Annotated in this window: 14 protein-coding genes; 3 read left to right on the top strand and 11 right to left on the bottom strand. The window is 41.0% G+C overall.

Going from position 1 to position 13,558, the window contains the following annotated elements; all coding sequences use genetic code 11:
- Positions 1-63: 63 nt before the first annotated feature.
- The 3 genes from EEL30_11650 to EEL30_11640 all read right to left on the bottom strand — a co-directional run bounded on the left by EEL30_11650 (position 64) and on the right by EEL30_11640 (position 2,701).
- On the bottom strand, positions 64-936 hold the full coding sequence (locus tag EEL30_11650) for an FMN-binding protein (GenBank protein ID QDX92903.1): 873 nt from the start codon (positions 934-936) through the stop codon (positions 64-66).
- 357 nt (positions 937-1,293) lie between these two features.
- Positions 1,294-2,400, bottom strand: coding sequence for a dehypoxanthine futalosine cyclase (gene mqnC, locus EEL30_11645; protein QDX92902.1), 1,107 nt, complete (start codon positions 2,398-2,400; stop codon positions 1,294-1,296).
- Positions 2,401-2,482: 82 nt separating this feature from the next.
- Complete coding sequence (locus EEL30_11640; GenBank protein ID QDX92901.1) at positions 2,483-2,701, bottom strand: hypothetical protein; 219 nt, start codon at positions 2,699-2,701, stop codon at positions 2,483-2,485.
- Between the two features lie 254 nt (positions 2,702-2,955).
- On the opposite strand from EEL30_11640, the gene EEL30_11635 reads away from it, so the two are divergent.
- On the top strand, positions 2,956-3,531 hold the full coding sequence (locus EEL30_11635; protein ID QDX92900.1) for a DedA family protein: 576 nt from the start codon (positions 2,956-2,958) through the stop codon (positions 3,529-3,531).
- A 185-nt stretch (positions 3,532-3,716) separates the two neighbouring features.
- Here the strand turns inward: EEL30_11635 and ald are convergent, their stop codons facing one another.
- Positions 3,717-4,844: an alanine dehydrogenase gene (gene ald / locus EEL30_11630; protein QDX92899.1), complete on the bottom strand. Its 1,128-nt coding sequence runs from the start codon at positions 4,842-4,844 to the stop codon at positions 3,717-3,719.
- 263 nt (positions 4,845-5,107) lie between these two features.
- Positions 5,108-6,520, bottom strand: a complete 1,413-nt coding sequence (locus tag EEL30_11625) for an amino acid permease (protein QDX92898.1) — start codon at positions 6,518-6,520, stop codon at positions 5,108-5,110.
- Between the two features lie 187 nt (positions 6,521-6,707).
- Between EEL30_11625 and EEL30_11620 the strand changes: the two genes are divergently transcribed.
- Both EEL30_11620 and gerQ read left to right on the top strand, forming a co-directional pair.
- The gene (locus EEL30_11620) at positions 6,708-7,130 is read left to right on the top strand and encodes a cell wall hydrolase (protein ID QDX92897.1); all 423 of its coding nucleotides are present in this window, start codon (positions 6,708-6,710) and stop codon (positions 7,128-7,130) included.
- Positions 7,131-7,147: 17 nt separating this feature from the next.
- Positions 7,148-7,627: a spore coat protein GerQ gene (gene gerQ, locus EEL30_11615; GenBank protein QDX92896.1), complete on the top strand. Its 480-nt coding sequence runs from the start codon at positions 7,148-7,150 to the stop codon at positions 7,625-7,627.
- 176 nt (positions 7,628-7,803) lie between these two features.
- Here the strand turns inward: gerQ and EEL30_11610 are convergent, their stop codons facing one another.
- The 6 genes from EEL30_11610 to coxB all read right to left on the bottom strand — a co-directional run bounded on the left by EEL30_11610 (position 7,804) and on the right by coxB (position 13,369).
- Entirely contained in the window at positions 7,804-8,262 is a 459-nt protein-coding gene (locus EEL30_11610) for a DUF420 domain-containing protein (protein QDX92895.1), read from the bottom strand.
- 32 nt (positions 8,263-8,294) lie between these two features.
- The gene (locus EEL30_11605; protein ID QDX92894.1) at positions 8,295-9,200 is read right to left on the bottom strand and encodes a cytochrome AA3; all 906 of its coding nucleotides are present in this window, start codon (positions 9,198-9,200) and stop codon (positions 8,295-8,297) included.
- Positions 9,201-9,523: 323 nt separating this feature from the next.
- Entirely contained in the window at positions 9,524-9,838 is a 315-nt protein-coding gene (locus EEL30_11600; protein QDX92893.1) for a cytochrome C oxidase subunit IV, read from the bottom strand.
- Position 9,839: 1 nt separating this feature from the next.
- Positions 9,840-10,466 carry a cytochrome (ubi)quinol oxidase subunit III gene (locus tag EEL30_11595; protein QDX92892.1) on the bottom strand — a complete coding sequence of 209 codons (627 nt, stop codon included), beginning with the start codon at positions 10,464-10,466 and terminating at the stop codon, positions 9,840-9,842.
- Positions 10,466-12,313 carry a cytochrome c oxidase subunit I gene (gene ctaD, locus EEL30_11590; protein ID QDX92891.1) on the bottom strand — a complete coding sequence of 616 codons (1,848 nt, stop codon included), beginning with the start codon at positions 12,311-12,313 and terminating at the stop codon, positions 10,466-10,468. The genes EEL30_11595 and ctaD overlap by 1 nt, the downstream gene beginning before the upstream one ends.
- Positions 12,314-12,349: 36 nt before the next feature.
- Positions 12,350-13,369 carry a cytochrome c oxidase subunit II gene (gene coxB, locus EEL30_11585; protein ID QDX92890.1) on the bottom strand — a complete coding sequence of 340 codons (1,020 nt, stop codon included), beginning with the start codon at positions 13,367-13,369 and terminating at the stop codon, positions 12,350-12,352.
- Positions 13,370-13,558 lie beyond the last annotated feature (189 nt).

The raw sequence follows: 13,558 nt of genomic DNA, 5'->3' as shown, positions 1-13,558 counted from the left end.
CCATAGATCATTACCCTTTTGACGATTCACCAACGACGGAAATCCCCTTAAAGCGTAATTACCTTACTTTTTCGCGTCCTTTAGAGCCTCTTCAGCTAATTTCACGAAATCGTTCACTTTAATGGAAACGCCAGAAACTGCGTCTGTTGTACCTTCATTGTTTACAGTAATAGAAGCTGGGTCTTGTTTTTCAATTAATGCTTGTTCTACTTTTGCTGCTTGTTCATGCCATTCAGCCTGTGCTTTTGCTTTCTCTACCATTGCATACTTGCCTTCTTTAGACTGGGTTTTCTTGTCTGCTTCACCTTTTTCATTGATTGCATTCCAGTTAGCAGCTACAATTTTACCGTTTAATACAGTTAAGTCAGCTGTATATTTCCAATCTTTTTCGAATTCTGGCTGTTCTGCATGGTACCCACCATCTTTATAAGGACCGGATTGTTGTGGCCCTGCCGCCAATGCTTCTGTTACCAAAGCAGCAAAGTCATTTACTTTTATAGACACGCCAGAAACGGCGTCTGTTTTGCCATCGTTATCTACTGTGATAGCAGCTGGGTCTTGTTTTTCAATCAAGAATTTTTCTACTTTTTCAGCTTGTTCATGCCACTCAGCTTGTGCTTTTGCTTGTTCTTTCATTCCATATTTACCGTCTTTAGACAATGCTTTTTTGTCAGGACCTGCATCCTTACTGATACCAGTCCAGTTAACATTCGTAATTTTTCCGTCTTTTACATCTAAAACAACAGCGTAGTTCCAATCAGCATCAGCATTTTTTTGTTGAGCGTAATATACGCCATCCACCATTTTTTTGTCTGTTGCTTCAGCAGAGGTAGCTGTTTCGGTTTTCTTTTCAGGGGTTGGTTGTGTAGCAGCACCGCAACCTGCTAGCATAGAAACTGTTAATACACTCGCCATAATAAGTGAAAGTTTTTTCATTTTCTTTCTCCTCCCTTTTTCTCCACACGCATGTGAAAAAAAACACAAATATCATTACGCCATCATTCTAACATTCCTAACTAAATAATCAAGACCTTTTTTTTCCATTTTTATGTTAAATTAGGCTATAAAACAGGGGTTTTTATGACAATCTAAAGAACGATTTTGTTTATTCTAATCTAAGGAAGAATTGATTGAAAAATGCGAATATTCCTAGCATGAAAACGCTTTAAAACGTCATAGAATGGTCATACAAAACAAGAAAACCCCGTCTACAGGAGACGGGGTTTCACTTACGTTTTCTATCAAGAAAGTAGTCCATCAAATATCACTAACTAGTAGATTAGACTACACTCATTAATTTTGCATTACAAAATCCGTCTCAGCCATTTCTCCCCCATGAAATACATGTAGAGTTTCGTAGGCGGTATTGCGCTGAGCAGGGATTTTTCCTGCTTCACGAATTAGTTCTAGGATTTTGTTCGTATTTACTTTATAAGCACATTTTGCCGCAGATACAACATTCTCTTCCATCATAGTCGAGCCAAAATCATTTGCTCCATAGGTTAAGGAAAGCTTACCAATCTCAGGTCCCATCGTTACCCAAGAAGATTGGAAGTTAGGAATATTGTCCAGCATCAAGCGGCTAATCGCTAATGTTTTCAGATACTCTTCTGGTGTGTTTTTTGTCGCTTTCATGTTGGTATTATCAGGTTGGAATGTCCAGACAATAAAAGCCTTAAATCCATTGGTCTCATCTTGAGCATCACGAATCCGCATCAATGATAACACTCGTTCTTCCATTTCCTCACCAAATCCGATAACCATCGTAGCAGTACCCGGCAGACCTACGCGATGAGCCGTTTTTTGGATATCCATCCACTGCTCCCACGTGCCTTTTAGACGGGAAATTTTTTTGCGTGTCCGATTATCCAAGATTTCTCCGCCTGCTCCCGGCAAAGAATCCAGACCAGCTACTTTTAGCTGTCTCAATGCTTCTTCAATTGAAACATTGGAAACCTCAGCCATTTTAGCTACTTCCGCTGTGGATAAAGAGTGCATCGTGATGTTTGGAAAGCGCTGTTTAATCTCACGTAACAAATCCGTGAAATAGGAAAGTTTTAAATCAGGATTAGTACCGCCCTGCATCAAAATTTCCGTTCCACCCACATCAACTGTTTCTTGAATCTTATCGAAAATTGTTTCTTTTGGAAGAACATAGCCTTCATTCGAACCAGGCGGGCGATAAAAGGCGCAAAAGCGGCAATAGGTATCACAGACGTTGGAATAGTTAATATTCCGTCCAATGACAAAGGTCGTGATCGGTTCAGGATGCCACTTTTGCATGATCTGATTCGCTGCATGACCCATTTTCTCAATTTCATCAGAAGCAAAAAGTGCTAAACCATCCTCTAATTGAAGTCGCTCTCCACGAAGAGCTTTGTCCAATATATGATCAATCAAGAGGAATTCCTCCTATCCTGTGCATATTCCACCTTTCATCCTATCATAAAATCAATTTCCTGCCTATGCTAGAAGTATATTGCTATTCAAAACCAATCACTTCATATACTTCTGGTTCCCAATAAATAACACAACTTGCAAGCGGTAAATTGATTTCACGAGCACCATTTGGCTGGCCATTGAAGCGAATGATTTCTGTTACGGAGACACGATCCCCTCGTACCACAATCTCTCCTTTAAGGTCTTGACGATTTCCATCTGGTGAATAGAAAGTAATGACTCCGGAACCAATATCTTTCATGTGCAATCCCTCTGAATTCTCAAAATTTTTATCTTAATAGTAGTAGAGAAGTTCGATAACGTCAACTATATGTGCAGAATGAGAAAAAACTGAATCCTTTTTATCCAAGTGTTCGTATAACCTTGTAGCATGCTATAATATTGGTCGGACTTGTCATATCCTAGCTTGAACGACCATACATCTAAATAAGTCCAAAATTTGTCCGATCCTTGACCATGCAAAAAGAATCGACTTTATACATAAAGGAGACTACGATGCTTGACCAAATCAATCATATTTTTCAGCAATATGGAACGTGGGGACTTTTTACACTCTCCTTTCTAGATTCAATCATCTTGCCGTTCCCACCCTTCTTTTTACAGATTGCTATGAGTTTATTAGATCCTTCACTTGCCATAGAATATGCTACCTATGCTTTCATTGGCTCTTTACTGGGAGCGCCATGCGGATTTGTTCTTGGAAAACTATTTGGTAGACCACTCATGAATAAAATTGTCCCTGAAAAATGGATTGGTCTAGCAACAGAGCAAATGACCAAAAACGGTGATGCCGCAATCATCATTGGTTCTTTCACACCCATTCCTTTTAAAGTATTCACCATCCTTTCTGGTGTACTCGGCTTCTCTTTTAAAAAACTAATGATTTATGCCATTATTGGTCGAGGCTTCAAATTTTTTCTCATCGGTCTCATCTTCCATCTATACGGAAAACAAGCTAAATTGTTAATCGATGAATACATGGATGTCTCTCTTTTAGTTGTTGCTGTTTTACTTGCTGTGGGCTGGCTTATCTTCATGCAAGTTAGAAAACGACGTGCAAACAAAAAATAATATCGATTACCGTTCATATCGCTATCCCAATCATGTGGTTCCTACTAAATGAAGTAGCCCCTATGGTTGGGGTAGCTTTTTTTGTTCTTTTATTATCTTAAAATTTTGAATATACAACAAAATAGAAACAGGGCTATCCCATCTTCTTAGACGTTGGATAGCCCTATTTTCATTACTACTATGCTTTATACTTCATTTTTTTCTAGCAATTCCTTTGCATCTACGGACTCATAGCCCAATGCTTGTGCAACTGCATTATATGTCACATGCCCGTGCAATGTATTTACACCTTTTAGCAACGCCGGATTATCGAGGCACGCTTTTTGGTATCCTTTATTTGCGATTTGCACGGCATATGGCACAGTCACGTTTGTCAACGCGAATGTAGACGTACGTGGAACCGCACCAGGCATATTAGCTACCGCATAATGAACCACACCATGTTTTTCATACGTTGGGTTATCATGAGTAGTGATGCGATCTGTTGTCTCAAAGATACCGCCTTGGTCAATCGCAATATCAACTAGAACGGAACCTTGTTGCATGGATTTTACCATTTCTTCAGATACCAATTTTGGTGCTTTTGCTCCTGGAATCAGTACAGCACCAATAACTAGATCGGATTCTTTGACAGCTTGTGCAATATTATATGGATTGGACATCAACGTTTTTACACTATGACCAAAAATGTCTTCTAATTGACGCAAGCGATCCGGGTTCAAGTCGATGATGGTAACATCAGCACCTAGACCTACTGCCATATTCGCTGCGTTAGTACCTGCTACGCCCCCACCAACAATGGTAACCTTACCACGCTGCACCCCTGGTACACCGCCGAGAAGGATACCTTTACCGCCTTCCTGTTTTTCAAGGAACTGAGCACCAATTTGGGTAGACATACGACCAGCAACTTCTGACATCGGTGTCAACAGAGGTAGCGAGCCATTGCTCAGTTGAACTGTTTCATAAGCAATCCCTACAACTTTATTATCAATTAGCGCTTTCGTTAATTCTGGTTCAGGAGCTAAATGTAAGTATGTGAATAGAATAAGTCCTTCACGGAAGTATTGATATTCGGTTGGTAATGGTTCCTTCACTTTCATAACCATTTCCATTTCCCAAGCTTCCTGTGCAGTCTGTACGATTTTTGCACCAGCCGCTACAAATTGTTCATCAGTAAATCCAGAGCCAAGTCCTGCCGATGTTTCAATGAAGATTTCGTGTCCATTCTTCATTAAATTCAATGCTCCTGCTGGTGTCATAGCTACTCGATTCTCGTTGTTTTTAATTTCCTTTGGAATACCGATGCGCATGTTTCGTCCTCCTCAGTAGTTAAGCATAAGTAATTCAAACTGTTCTGATGATTGAGATGATTGGTACAAGGTAGAAGCTTTATCCACGCATTGATTGTAACATGCACAAAGCGGAAATGAAAGCGCTTACAAAAAATCTATGAATTCACATTCGCCTAAGTTGTTTGATAGTTTCGAAGTATATAAATAAAATAAGTCACCAGCTATTTCAACTGGTGACTCTATCACTTATATCAAATCATAGCAGCATATCCTGCTTCCAACTAGGATCTCTTCTTAGATCCACCAGAAGCTCCCATACTCTCCAATAAGCTATGTTTCTTGGAGTAACCGAAATACACAACCGTTCCGATTACAATCCAGATTGCAAAGTACATCCAGGTTGCTGCTGGAAGGTTAAACATAAGGAAAGCACAGAAAACCATCGTTAAGATCGGTAGCAACGGCACCAAAGGTACCTTGAAGCCACGCTCCAAATTCGGATGAGTTTTGCGAAGCACGATAACGGATAGCGCTACCATAGCAAAAGTTAGTAATGCACCAATATTTGCTAAATTCGATAATTCTTTAATTTCTACAAATCCAGCAATTCCCCCGCTGATAAGACCTGTCAGCCATGTAGAGAATACCGGTGTTTCCGATCTTTTATCAACACGTGAGAATCGTTTTGGAAGTAAACCATCGCGACTCATCGCAAAGATAACACGGGTTCCCGCATAAACGTAAGCAAAGATTACCGCCATAATGCCGATAACCGCCCCTACAGCAACGATTCCCGCTACGCTATCCTGACCTACAAGTTCCAATACGTAAGCCATTGCTTCCGGTACATCTAGATTCTTGTACGAGGTGATACCTGTCATGATAAGGCAAACGATTACATAAAGAATCGTACATACAACAAGTGATGAAATAATTCCTACTGGCAACGCCTTTTGCGGGTTTTTACAATCTTCTGCAGATGTTGATACTGCATCAAAGCCTAAGAATGCGAAGAATACGGCAGCTGCACCAGCAAAAATTCCGTCAACGCCATACGGCATGAATGGGCTCCAATTTTCTGGTTTTACATAAAATACACCTACAACAATAAATAACAGAATAACAACTAGCTTTACTAGAACCATGAAGTTGTTAAACTTCTTGCTTTCTTTTGTTCCACGGGATAATACTAATGTAATTAATAATACAATGATGACTGCCGGGAGATTAATGATTCCCCCCTGCATCGGGGTACTGACCAACTGTTCAGGTAAACCCCAGCCAAAACCAGTAAGCAAGGTATTAAAATAAGCGGACCATCCCACAGCTACGGCTGAAGTAGTAAGGAAATATACCGATAATAGTGTCCATCCCATTAAATGCGCTACAAATTCACCTAGTGTTGCATATGTATAAGTGTAAGCGCTTCCAGAAACCGGGATAGTAGATGCAAATTCGGAATAACAAAATGCGGCAAATCCGCAAACAAGTGCAGCGATCATAAACGAAAGAATAACCGCAGGACCAGCATCTCTAGCTGCTACAATACCTGTAAGTACCATAACACCTGTACCTAGTACTGCTCCAATTCCCATTAATGAAAGGTCAAAAGATGTAAGAGTTTTATTCAATGATTTTTTTTGACCTTGTTGCAATAAGTCAGTAACTGATTTTTTTCTCAAAAGTTTGCTCATATTGCCCCCCCTTGATTGATAAACTTGTTTCCTTCACATATGTATCCTACCACACAATATTCATTTTGTTTTATTTATAGATTTTTCTTAAAAATGAGAAAAAAACACAGTTTTTTTGCTACGTACAATCACCTAATTGGCATAACACAATATATTGGAATGGTAGAGAGAAAGGGGAAGTGAACGAATGGCCGTTATTAAACACAACTCCAGTGACATTGATATGCTGGCTAGGTTAATTAGAGCAGAAGCTGAAGGAGAAGGAGATCTTGGAATGCTGATGGTTGGCAATGTATCGGTAAATCGAGTACTAGGCAACTGCTTAGATTTTAAAAACATACGAACCATCCCACAAATGGTATACCAAAGTCCTGGTGGATACGAAGCCGTTCAGAAACCGTACTTCTATCAAAGGGCTAGAGAATCAGAAAAACGCTTGGCAAGGCGCTCAATTAATGGGGAGAAAACACATCCAGCAAGCAACGGGCTATGGTTCTATCGCCCTGAAGGGAGCTGCCCTCCCACATGGTACAACCAGCGAAACACAGGACGCTTTAAAGCCCATTGTTTCTTTGCACCGACTGTTCAGGATTGCCCTGAAGTTTATTAAAGAGGAGAGAAAACCAGATGTATTACAATAATTATGAACAACAGCAACAACAAGGCTGTGAGTCCTGCGGTACTACCACTTATCCACAAAACTATATGTATCCCTATTATCCAACTACACCTCAGCAAACTCCCAGCACACAAGTGAGTCCGACACAACAAATGCAACAACAACAGCAATGCCTGCCTCCCAATCCAAGTGGTAGCTATATTCCAGGTGGTCCCCTTCCAGTGGTCGAAGAGTCCTACGTAGAAAATATTTTACGTTTCAACCGTGGAAAAGTTGCTACCTTCTATATGACCTATGAGAACAATAGCCAATGGAACGCTAAAATATTCCGTGGGGTCATTGAAACTGCTGGTCGGGATCATATCATCATCAGTGATCCAGAAACTGGGATGCGTTATTTGCTCCTAATGCTCAACCTCGATTATGTCACATTTGATGAAGAGATTAACTACATTCCACCAGTTAATCCATTTGCTCGCACTCGCTAGTTATTAGCCATTTCATAGAGAGACAACTCGTCTATGTACCAGAACATCTAGTTCTGCATTGATTTTGATGGAACATTTATATCAACCAAACAAACCTCCAAGTCCACTAGGAAAATGAACTTGGAGGTTATTGTTTGCCTTTGTTGGTTCTTTCTTGATGTGTTTTATCCCTTACTTTAAAAACCTAAGATCGTTCGGAGTAAGCTAGACGTCTCTCCTCCTGGATAAATCACAAACAGCAGGAAATAAACAGCTATACCAGTAATCGCTGTACCGAACCAGATAATGGATGTAACTGGCCCCCACTTACGATGCTTAGAAAATTGCTTTGTGAAGCCTAAATACAAGGTTACCAGCCCAAAAACGGCTGCTGTGGTAGCCAAAGTGATATGGAAAATCAAAAAGATTTGGTAGTACAAGCGCAGTTCATCCGGTCCACCAAAATTCATATTTCCCACAAAAATAGTTCGAGACATATAAATGATGAAAAATGCTAAGGCAAACACGGAAGCAACGATCATCGTTTTTTTGTGGGCATCAAATTTACGTTTGGCTACCTGAGACCAACCGATTGCTACAAGGATTGCACTGATGGCAATAAAACTAGTACTAAGTGCAGGCAACAACGTTAGCACTCGATCACTTCCTCTTACTCTTTATTAGAAATTTACACTCGTCCACTAGTGGGAACGATAGTGAGCTCCTTACGCTGTTCCATGATTTCAAAAGAATCGAGCGAATCAATTTCATCAATACCCGTCGTCGGATTCTCTTCACGGTACCATCTGGAAAAAACATACCATAGCCCAACCCCATAGGCTGTTTCCTGTACCATCTTCATCACAACACCACCGAGTTGCTGATCGTCCAGTATCGGCAGGATGGCGAACAATTGAGGACCATAGCTATAAGATTCATAGACCAATTGGGAAGCAAAGATGATTAACGCACAGGCTGGTGTCATCAACACACCTGCTGCAAAGATATACCCCATTAACTTGACGTTTTTAATCCGTTGCAGCTCTGGAAGCGGACAGATGATATGCCACCATAACATAAAGGCTGTGAATAATAACAGTAGCTTGTATGCAATATGAGCTCCATGGTACTGCATCACGAAATCAAGTACAAGTGGAATATGGTACACAGAGAAAAATAAGTTAAACATAAATAAGGAAATCAACGGCTTTGTAAAACGGTCAAACCATTTTCTTACAGCAGATGGTTCTAGGATCGCTCTCAAGAACCAGGTTGGCAAGCCCAGAACAAAAAGTGGTGGGAAAATCATTAATAACAAAGATTGCTGAGTCATATGCAAGGTAAATGACACGTGCCCGTAAAAATAGAGTGGACTCCCCATAGCAACATATAAAGTAAGAAGAGCAGTTACAAAAGTGAATTGCTTTCCTACTGAGACAGATTCTGCATGGGCAAAGCGTTTGCGCCACGGACCAATTAACAGGAAATACGCCAAACCGAGTAATAAGACAAAAGCAAAAAACTCAGGATTCCATAACTCCGCAAACTTCGGTTGATAGCCATGCAATAGTAAATGTTGTTCATGGGTACCCATCCGTATCCCCCTCTCGTGCGGAAGGTAACTATTTTCTGATAAGTGGAAACATACATGTATATTATACTGAACCGACCTAAGACAAGCCAGTGACTAACATGCTTTTTGCCAAGCAAGAATGGGAATGCGCTCCCCCTGTTCACCTGTTTGCCATAAATTCTACGGAAGGTTTTTTTAGCAAAACAAAACCCTAATTCTGTAGGAAGCTAGAATAGGCTAGCTTCTTTTGCATAAAAAAGCGGGCTACCTAAGTAGCCCGCTTTTATCAGGTTCGGGCCAAGTCTTCACCCTATCTAATCAAAGTTCGACCTTTTTCCCTACCCTTATACCCAATACAGTGCCATGACAACGCATGTAACCATGATAAATGCCCCAGTGAAAATTCCCACCACAGGAAACAGATGACCCTTATCTTTTAAGTGCATCCAGATGTATAGCTGCACCAGCGCTTGCACAGTACCCAAAAGGATAATATAAGGATAAACAAAACCCTTTTTATCAGGCATGTAGATAACGGCCGCAAATGCTAATGCTGTTAATACAATGGACAGAATAAATGAGACGATATGTGGCTTCATGCTGGTGCTATGAGCATGGGAATGTTTCGAAGGTTGAGATGAATGATTATGTTGATCCATCTTATGCTCCTCCTTTTCCAGACATGATACCCATCAGGTACACGACTGTGAAAATGAATACCCATACAACGTCAACGAAGTGCCAGTACAAACTTGCAATGTAGAACTTCGGTGCAGTAACCACGGTCAACCCTTTTTTCATAGCAGAAATCATCAAGGTTGCAATCCAAGTAACCCCGAACAGCACGTGCGCTCCATGGAATCCAACCAACGTATAGAAGGCGGAACCGTATGCACTACTAGTCATCGTATGACCTTCTTGATAGTAATGATAGAACTCGTATATCTCAAGTCCCAAGAACGCAAATCCAAGTACAACGGTTACAGCAAACCAGAACATCATCATTTTGAAGTTATGGCGGTGCATACCGATGATGGCAAATACACTGGTTAAGGAACTAGTTAACAGTAAAATTGTCGCCATTGCAACCAGTTCGATTTTAAAGATTTCATGTGGAGCTGGTCCTGATACATATTGTTCTCGCAAAGCCAGGTACGTGGCAAATAACGAACCGAACAATACCATTTCTCCACCAAGGAAAAGCCAAAAGCCAAGTATCTTATTTCTGCCTTCAAGGGTTGCCTTTTCAGGCTCAGCAGGTAGAACACCATGATCTGTGTGTTGCATTACAGCCTACCCCCTTTTTCTGTTTCCTTGATCTCTTCTACTTCGATATGGAAACCATGGTCATCTTTAATGGAACGGGCAAACATGCAAAGTAAAAACAGTCCCATTCCTACGAAAACCAACACATATTTGTGATAAATAAAACCAAATCCTGCAATAAACATTCCTACGGACATCAGGAACGGCAATACAGATGGAGATGGCATATGAATCGGGCCTAGCGGTTCAGCCGGAGTCATTGCTTTATTACCTGCCATTTTCTCAACCCAGAAAGCATCAAGACCACGCACGCGAGGTGTTTGAGCAAAGTTATACTCAGGTGCTGGAGAAGGAATTGACCACTCAAGTGTACGACCATCCCATGGATCCGCCACAGCCTTTTTACCTTTCGCACCTGTGTAAATCACGTTTACAATGAACAGCAAGGTACCGACACTCATAATGATTGCTCCAACAGTAGAAATCATATTCCCTAATTCCAACTCTTGACCTGGTAAGAATGTATATACACGACGTGGCATACCCATCAAACCAAGGAAATGTTGCGGGAAGAATGTCAAATGGAAACCGATGAAGAATAACCAGAAATTCCATTTACCGATTGCTTCATTCAGTAATTTACCAAACATTTTTGGCCACCAGTAGTAGAAAGCTGCGAACAATCCCAGCACCATACCACCTACGAGAACGTAGTGGAAGTGAGCTACTACAAAGTAAGAATCTTGGTACTGATAGTCAGCTGGTGCTACAGAAAGCATTACCCCTGTCATACCACCGATGGTAAATGTCGGAATAAAACCTGTAGCGAACAAATTAGCTGTCGTGAAGCGAATTTGACCGCCCCACAGAGTAAACAGCCAGTTAAAGATTTTAATACCAGTTGGTACGGCAATCAACATCGTCGCAATGGAGAAGAGCGAGTTAGCTACCGGCCCCAAACCTACCGTAAACATATGGTGAACCCATACCATGAAGCCTAAGAAACCAATAACCATGGTCGCAAATACCATAGCAGAGTATCCAAACAGACGTTTTTTTGCAAAAGTACTAATAACGTCAGAAATCATACCAAATGCTGGAAGAATCAAGATGTAAACTTCCGGGTGACCAAAGATCCAGAACAAATGCTGCCACAGCAGTACGTTTCCGCCGCCAGCTACTTCAAAGAACTGTGCTCCGAAAATTCGGTCAAACATCAATAGAACTAAACCTACTGTGATCGCAGGGAAAGCGAATAAGATCAATGCAGAAGTAATAAATGCTGTCCAAGTAAACATCGGCATACGCATAAAGGTCATCCCTGGAGCGCGCATGTTAATGATCGTAACCAGGAAGTTAATCCCCCCGATTAATGTCCCCAAACCAGCTATCTGCAAACCTAGAACATAGAAACTAACCCCAGCAGTCTGACTGTATGTGGTCGAAGATAATGGCACATACGCTGTCCAACCTGCATCGGGTGCACCGCCCATAAACCAACTTACGTTAAGCAGCAATCCACCGAAAAAGAACAGCCAGAAGCCTAGTGAGTTAACGAATGGAAAAGCTACGTCGCGCGCACCAATTTGTAGTGGTACGATTGCATTCATGACAGCAAAAATCAATGGCATGGCAGCTAGGAAGATCATGGTGGTACCATGCATCGTTAACAGTTCATTAAAAGTCGACCCAATGAACAGTTTGCTACTTGGATACATAAGCTGAATACGCATCAGCAATGCTTCAAGTCCACCAAGCAAGAAGAAGAATCCACCGGCTATTAAGTAAAGAACGCCGATTTTTTTATGGTCCACGGTTGTGATCCAATCCCACAAGCCCGTATTTCTTGGACGAACATGTTGAGCCACGGTTTTGCCCCCTCTTTTAGATTCAAAATTCAGTTACTATTGACGTTTTAAGCTGGACAGGTATTCAACAAGAGCATCCACCTGATCATCTTGTAATTTCAGGTTAGGCATCAAGTTACCAGGCTTCACTGATTCTGGATCTTTCAACCATTCAGCAACGTGTTTCTTATCATTTGGCAACACACCTGCTACGGTTTGACGATTACCAAAGTTAGTTAAGTCTGGACCAATTTTACCACCATTACCATCAACAGCATGGCAGGAGACACAGCTTTGTTTAAAGATTTCGTCCCCTTGGGTCGCAACAGCTTTATTTTCAGCAGGTGCATTTTCACCTTTGGTCATTTTTACTACCCATTTATCAAACTCTTCTTGTGATACAACCTTTACTTTGAAGTCCATCAAAGCATGGGACGGACCACAGAGCTCCGCACATCGTCCTTGGAATGTACCTTCCACTGTACTTTCTAACCACATATGGTTGGTCATACCAGGGTTTGTATCTTTTTTACCGCCAAGTGCCGGTACCCAGAAGGAGTGAATAACATCAGCAGCCTCTAAAGAAAGATACACTTTTTTATTGACAGGGATGTATAATTCCTGAGCAGTGTTAATTTTTAAATCAGGATATTCAAACTCCCACCAGAATTGGTGACCGGTTACCTTGACCTGAACAGCATCCTTGTCGTTTGAATAGTCCTTTGCCAATGTAAACGTTGTCGAAACCATCGGAATCGCAAGAACAATCAAAAGAATGAAAGGGATAACCGTCCAAATAATTTCTAACTTGTGGTTTCCTTCGATTTGTTCTGGAATACTGTTATCGCCCTTACGTTTGCGGTATCGAATCAATACATAAGTAAAGATAACAATAACCACAGTAAAGACGCCTAACATGATGATAACACTAAGCTTAATCAAGTCATATTGCATGCCTGCTACAGGCCCTTTAGGCTGCAAAGCAGACAGATAAGGGTCGCCACAACCAGTTAGTAAAAGCGCTACCATTACCAACATAGGAAGCATGCGCCCTACTTGCTGCAATCGTCTCATCATTGCGATCTAGCCCCACTTTCTCTCCTTTTTACCTTTAATAGACTTACTAATAGTAATCACACTAAGTCTACTAATGCAATCATGTTTGTTATCTAGAATGTGCTCAAGTATTTACGAACAGAAGCAATAGTTATTATGTAAATCTGGTAAACCGAACAAATCATGATAACAGAACTTTCTTCTTACTAA

The sequence above is a fragment of the Brevibacillus laterosporus genome (assembly GCA_007833815.1).
In the GTDB taxonomy this organism is placed as follows: Bacteria; Bacillota; Bacilli; order Brevibacillales; family Brevibacillaceae; genus Brevibacillus_B; species Brevibacillus_B laterosporus_D.
The sequence above is the reverse complement of the archived record's forward strand: the minus strand, read 5'-3'. Positions and strand labels throughout refer to the sequence as shown.

Excerpts from the sequence above, each read along its gene's own strand:
- gerQ (QDX92896.1), top strand. The coding sequence starts at position 7,148 with ATGTATTACAATAATTATGAACAACAGCAACAACAAGGCTGTGAGTCC.
- ald (QDX92899.1), bottom strand. The coding sequence starts at position 4,844 with ATGCGCATCGGTATTCCAAAGGAAATTAAAAACAACGAGAATCGAGTA.
- EEL30_11595 (QDX92892.1), bottom strand. The coding sequence starts at position 10,466 with ATGCAACACACAGATCATGGTGTTCTACCTGCTGAGCCTGAAAAGGCA.
- EEL30_11625 (QDX92898.1), bottom strand. The coding sequence starts at position 6,520 with ATGAGCAAACTTTTGAGAAAAAAATCAGTTACTGACTTATTGCAACAA.
- EEL30_11650 (QDX92903.1), bottom strand. The coding sequence starts at position 936 with ATGAAAAAACTTTCACTTATTATGGCGAGTGTATTAACAGTTTCTATG.
- EEL30_11600 (QDX92893.1), bottom strand. The coding sequence starts at position 9,838 with ATGGATCAACATAATCATTCATCTCAACCTTCGAAACATTCCCATGCT.
- EEL30_11605 (QDX92894.1), bottom strand. The coding sequence starts at position 9,200 with ATGGGTACCCATGAACAACATTTACTATTGCATGGCTATCAACCGAAG.
- EEL30_11620 (QDX92897.1), top strand. The coding sequence starts at position 6,708 with ATGGCCGTTATTAAACACAACTCCAGTGACATTGATATGCTGGCTAGG.
- EEL30_11635 (QDX92900.1), top strand. The coding sequence starts at position 2,956 with ATGCTTGACCAAATCAATCATATTTTTCAGCAATATGGAACGTGGGGA.
- EEL30_11640 (QDX92901.1), bottom strand. The coding sequence starts at position 2,701 with ATGAAAGATATTGGTTCCGGAGTCATTACTTTCTATTCACCAGATGGA.
- coxB (QDX92890.1), bottom strand. The coding sequence starts at position 13,369 with ATGATGAGACGATTGCAGCAAGTAGGGCGCATGCTTCCTATGTTGGTA.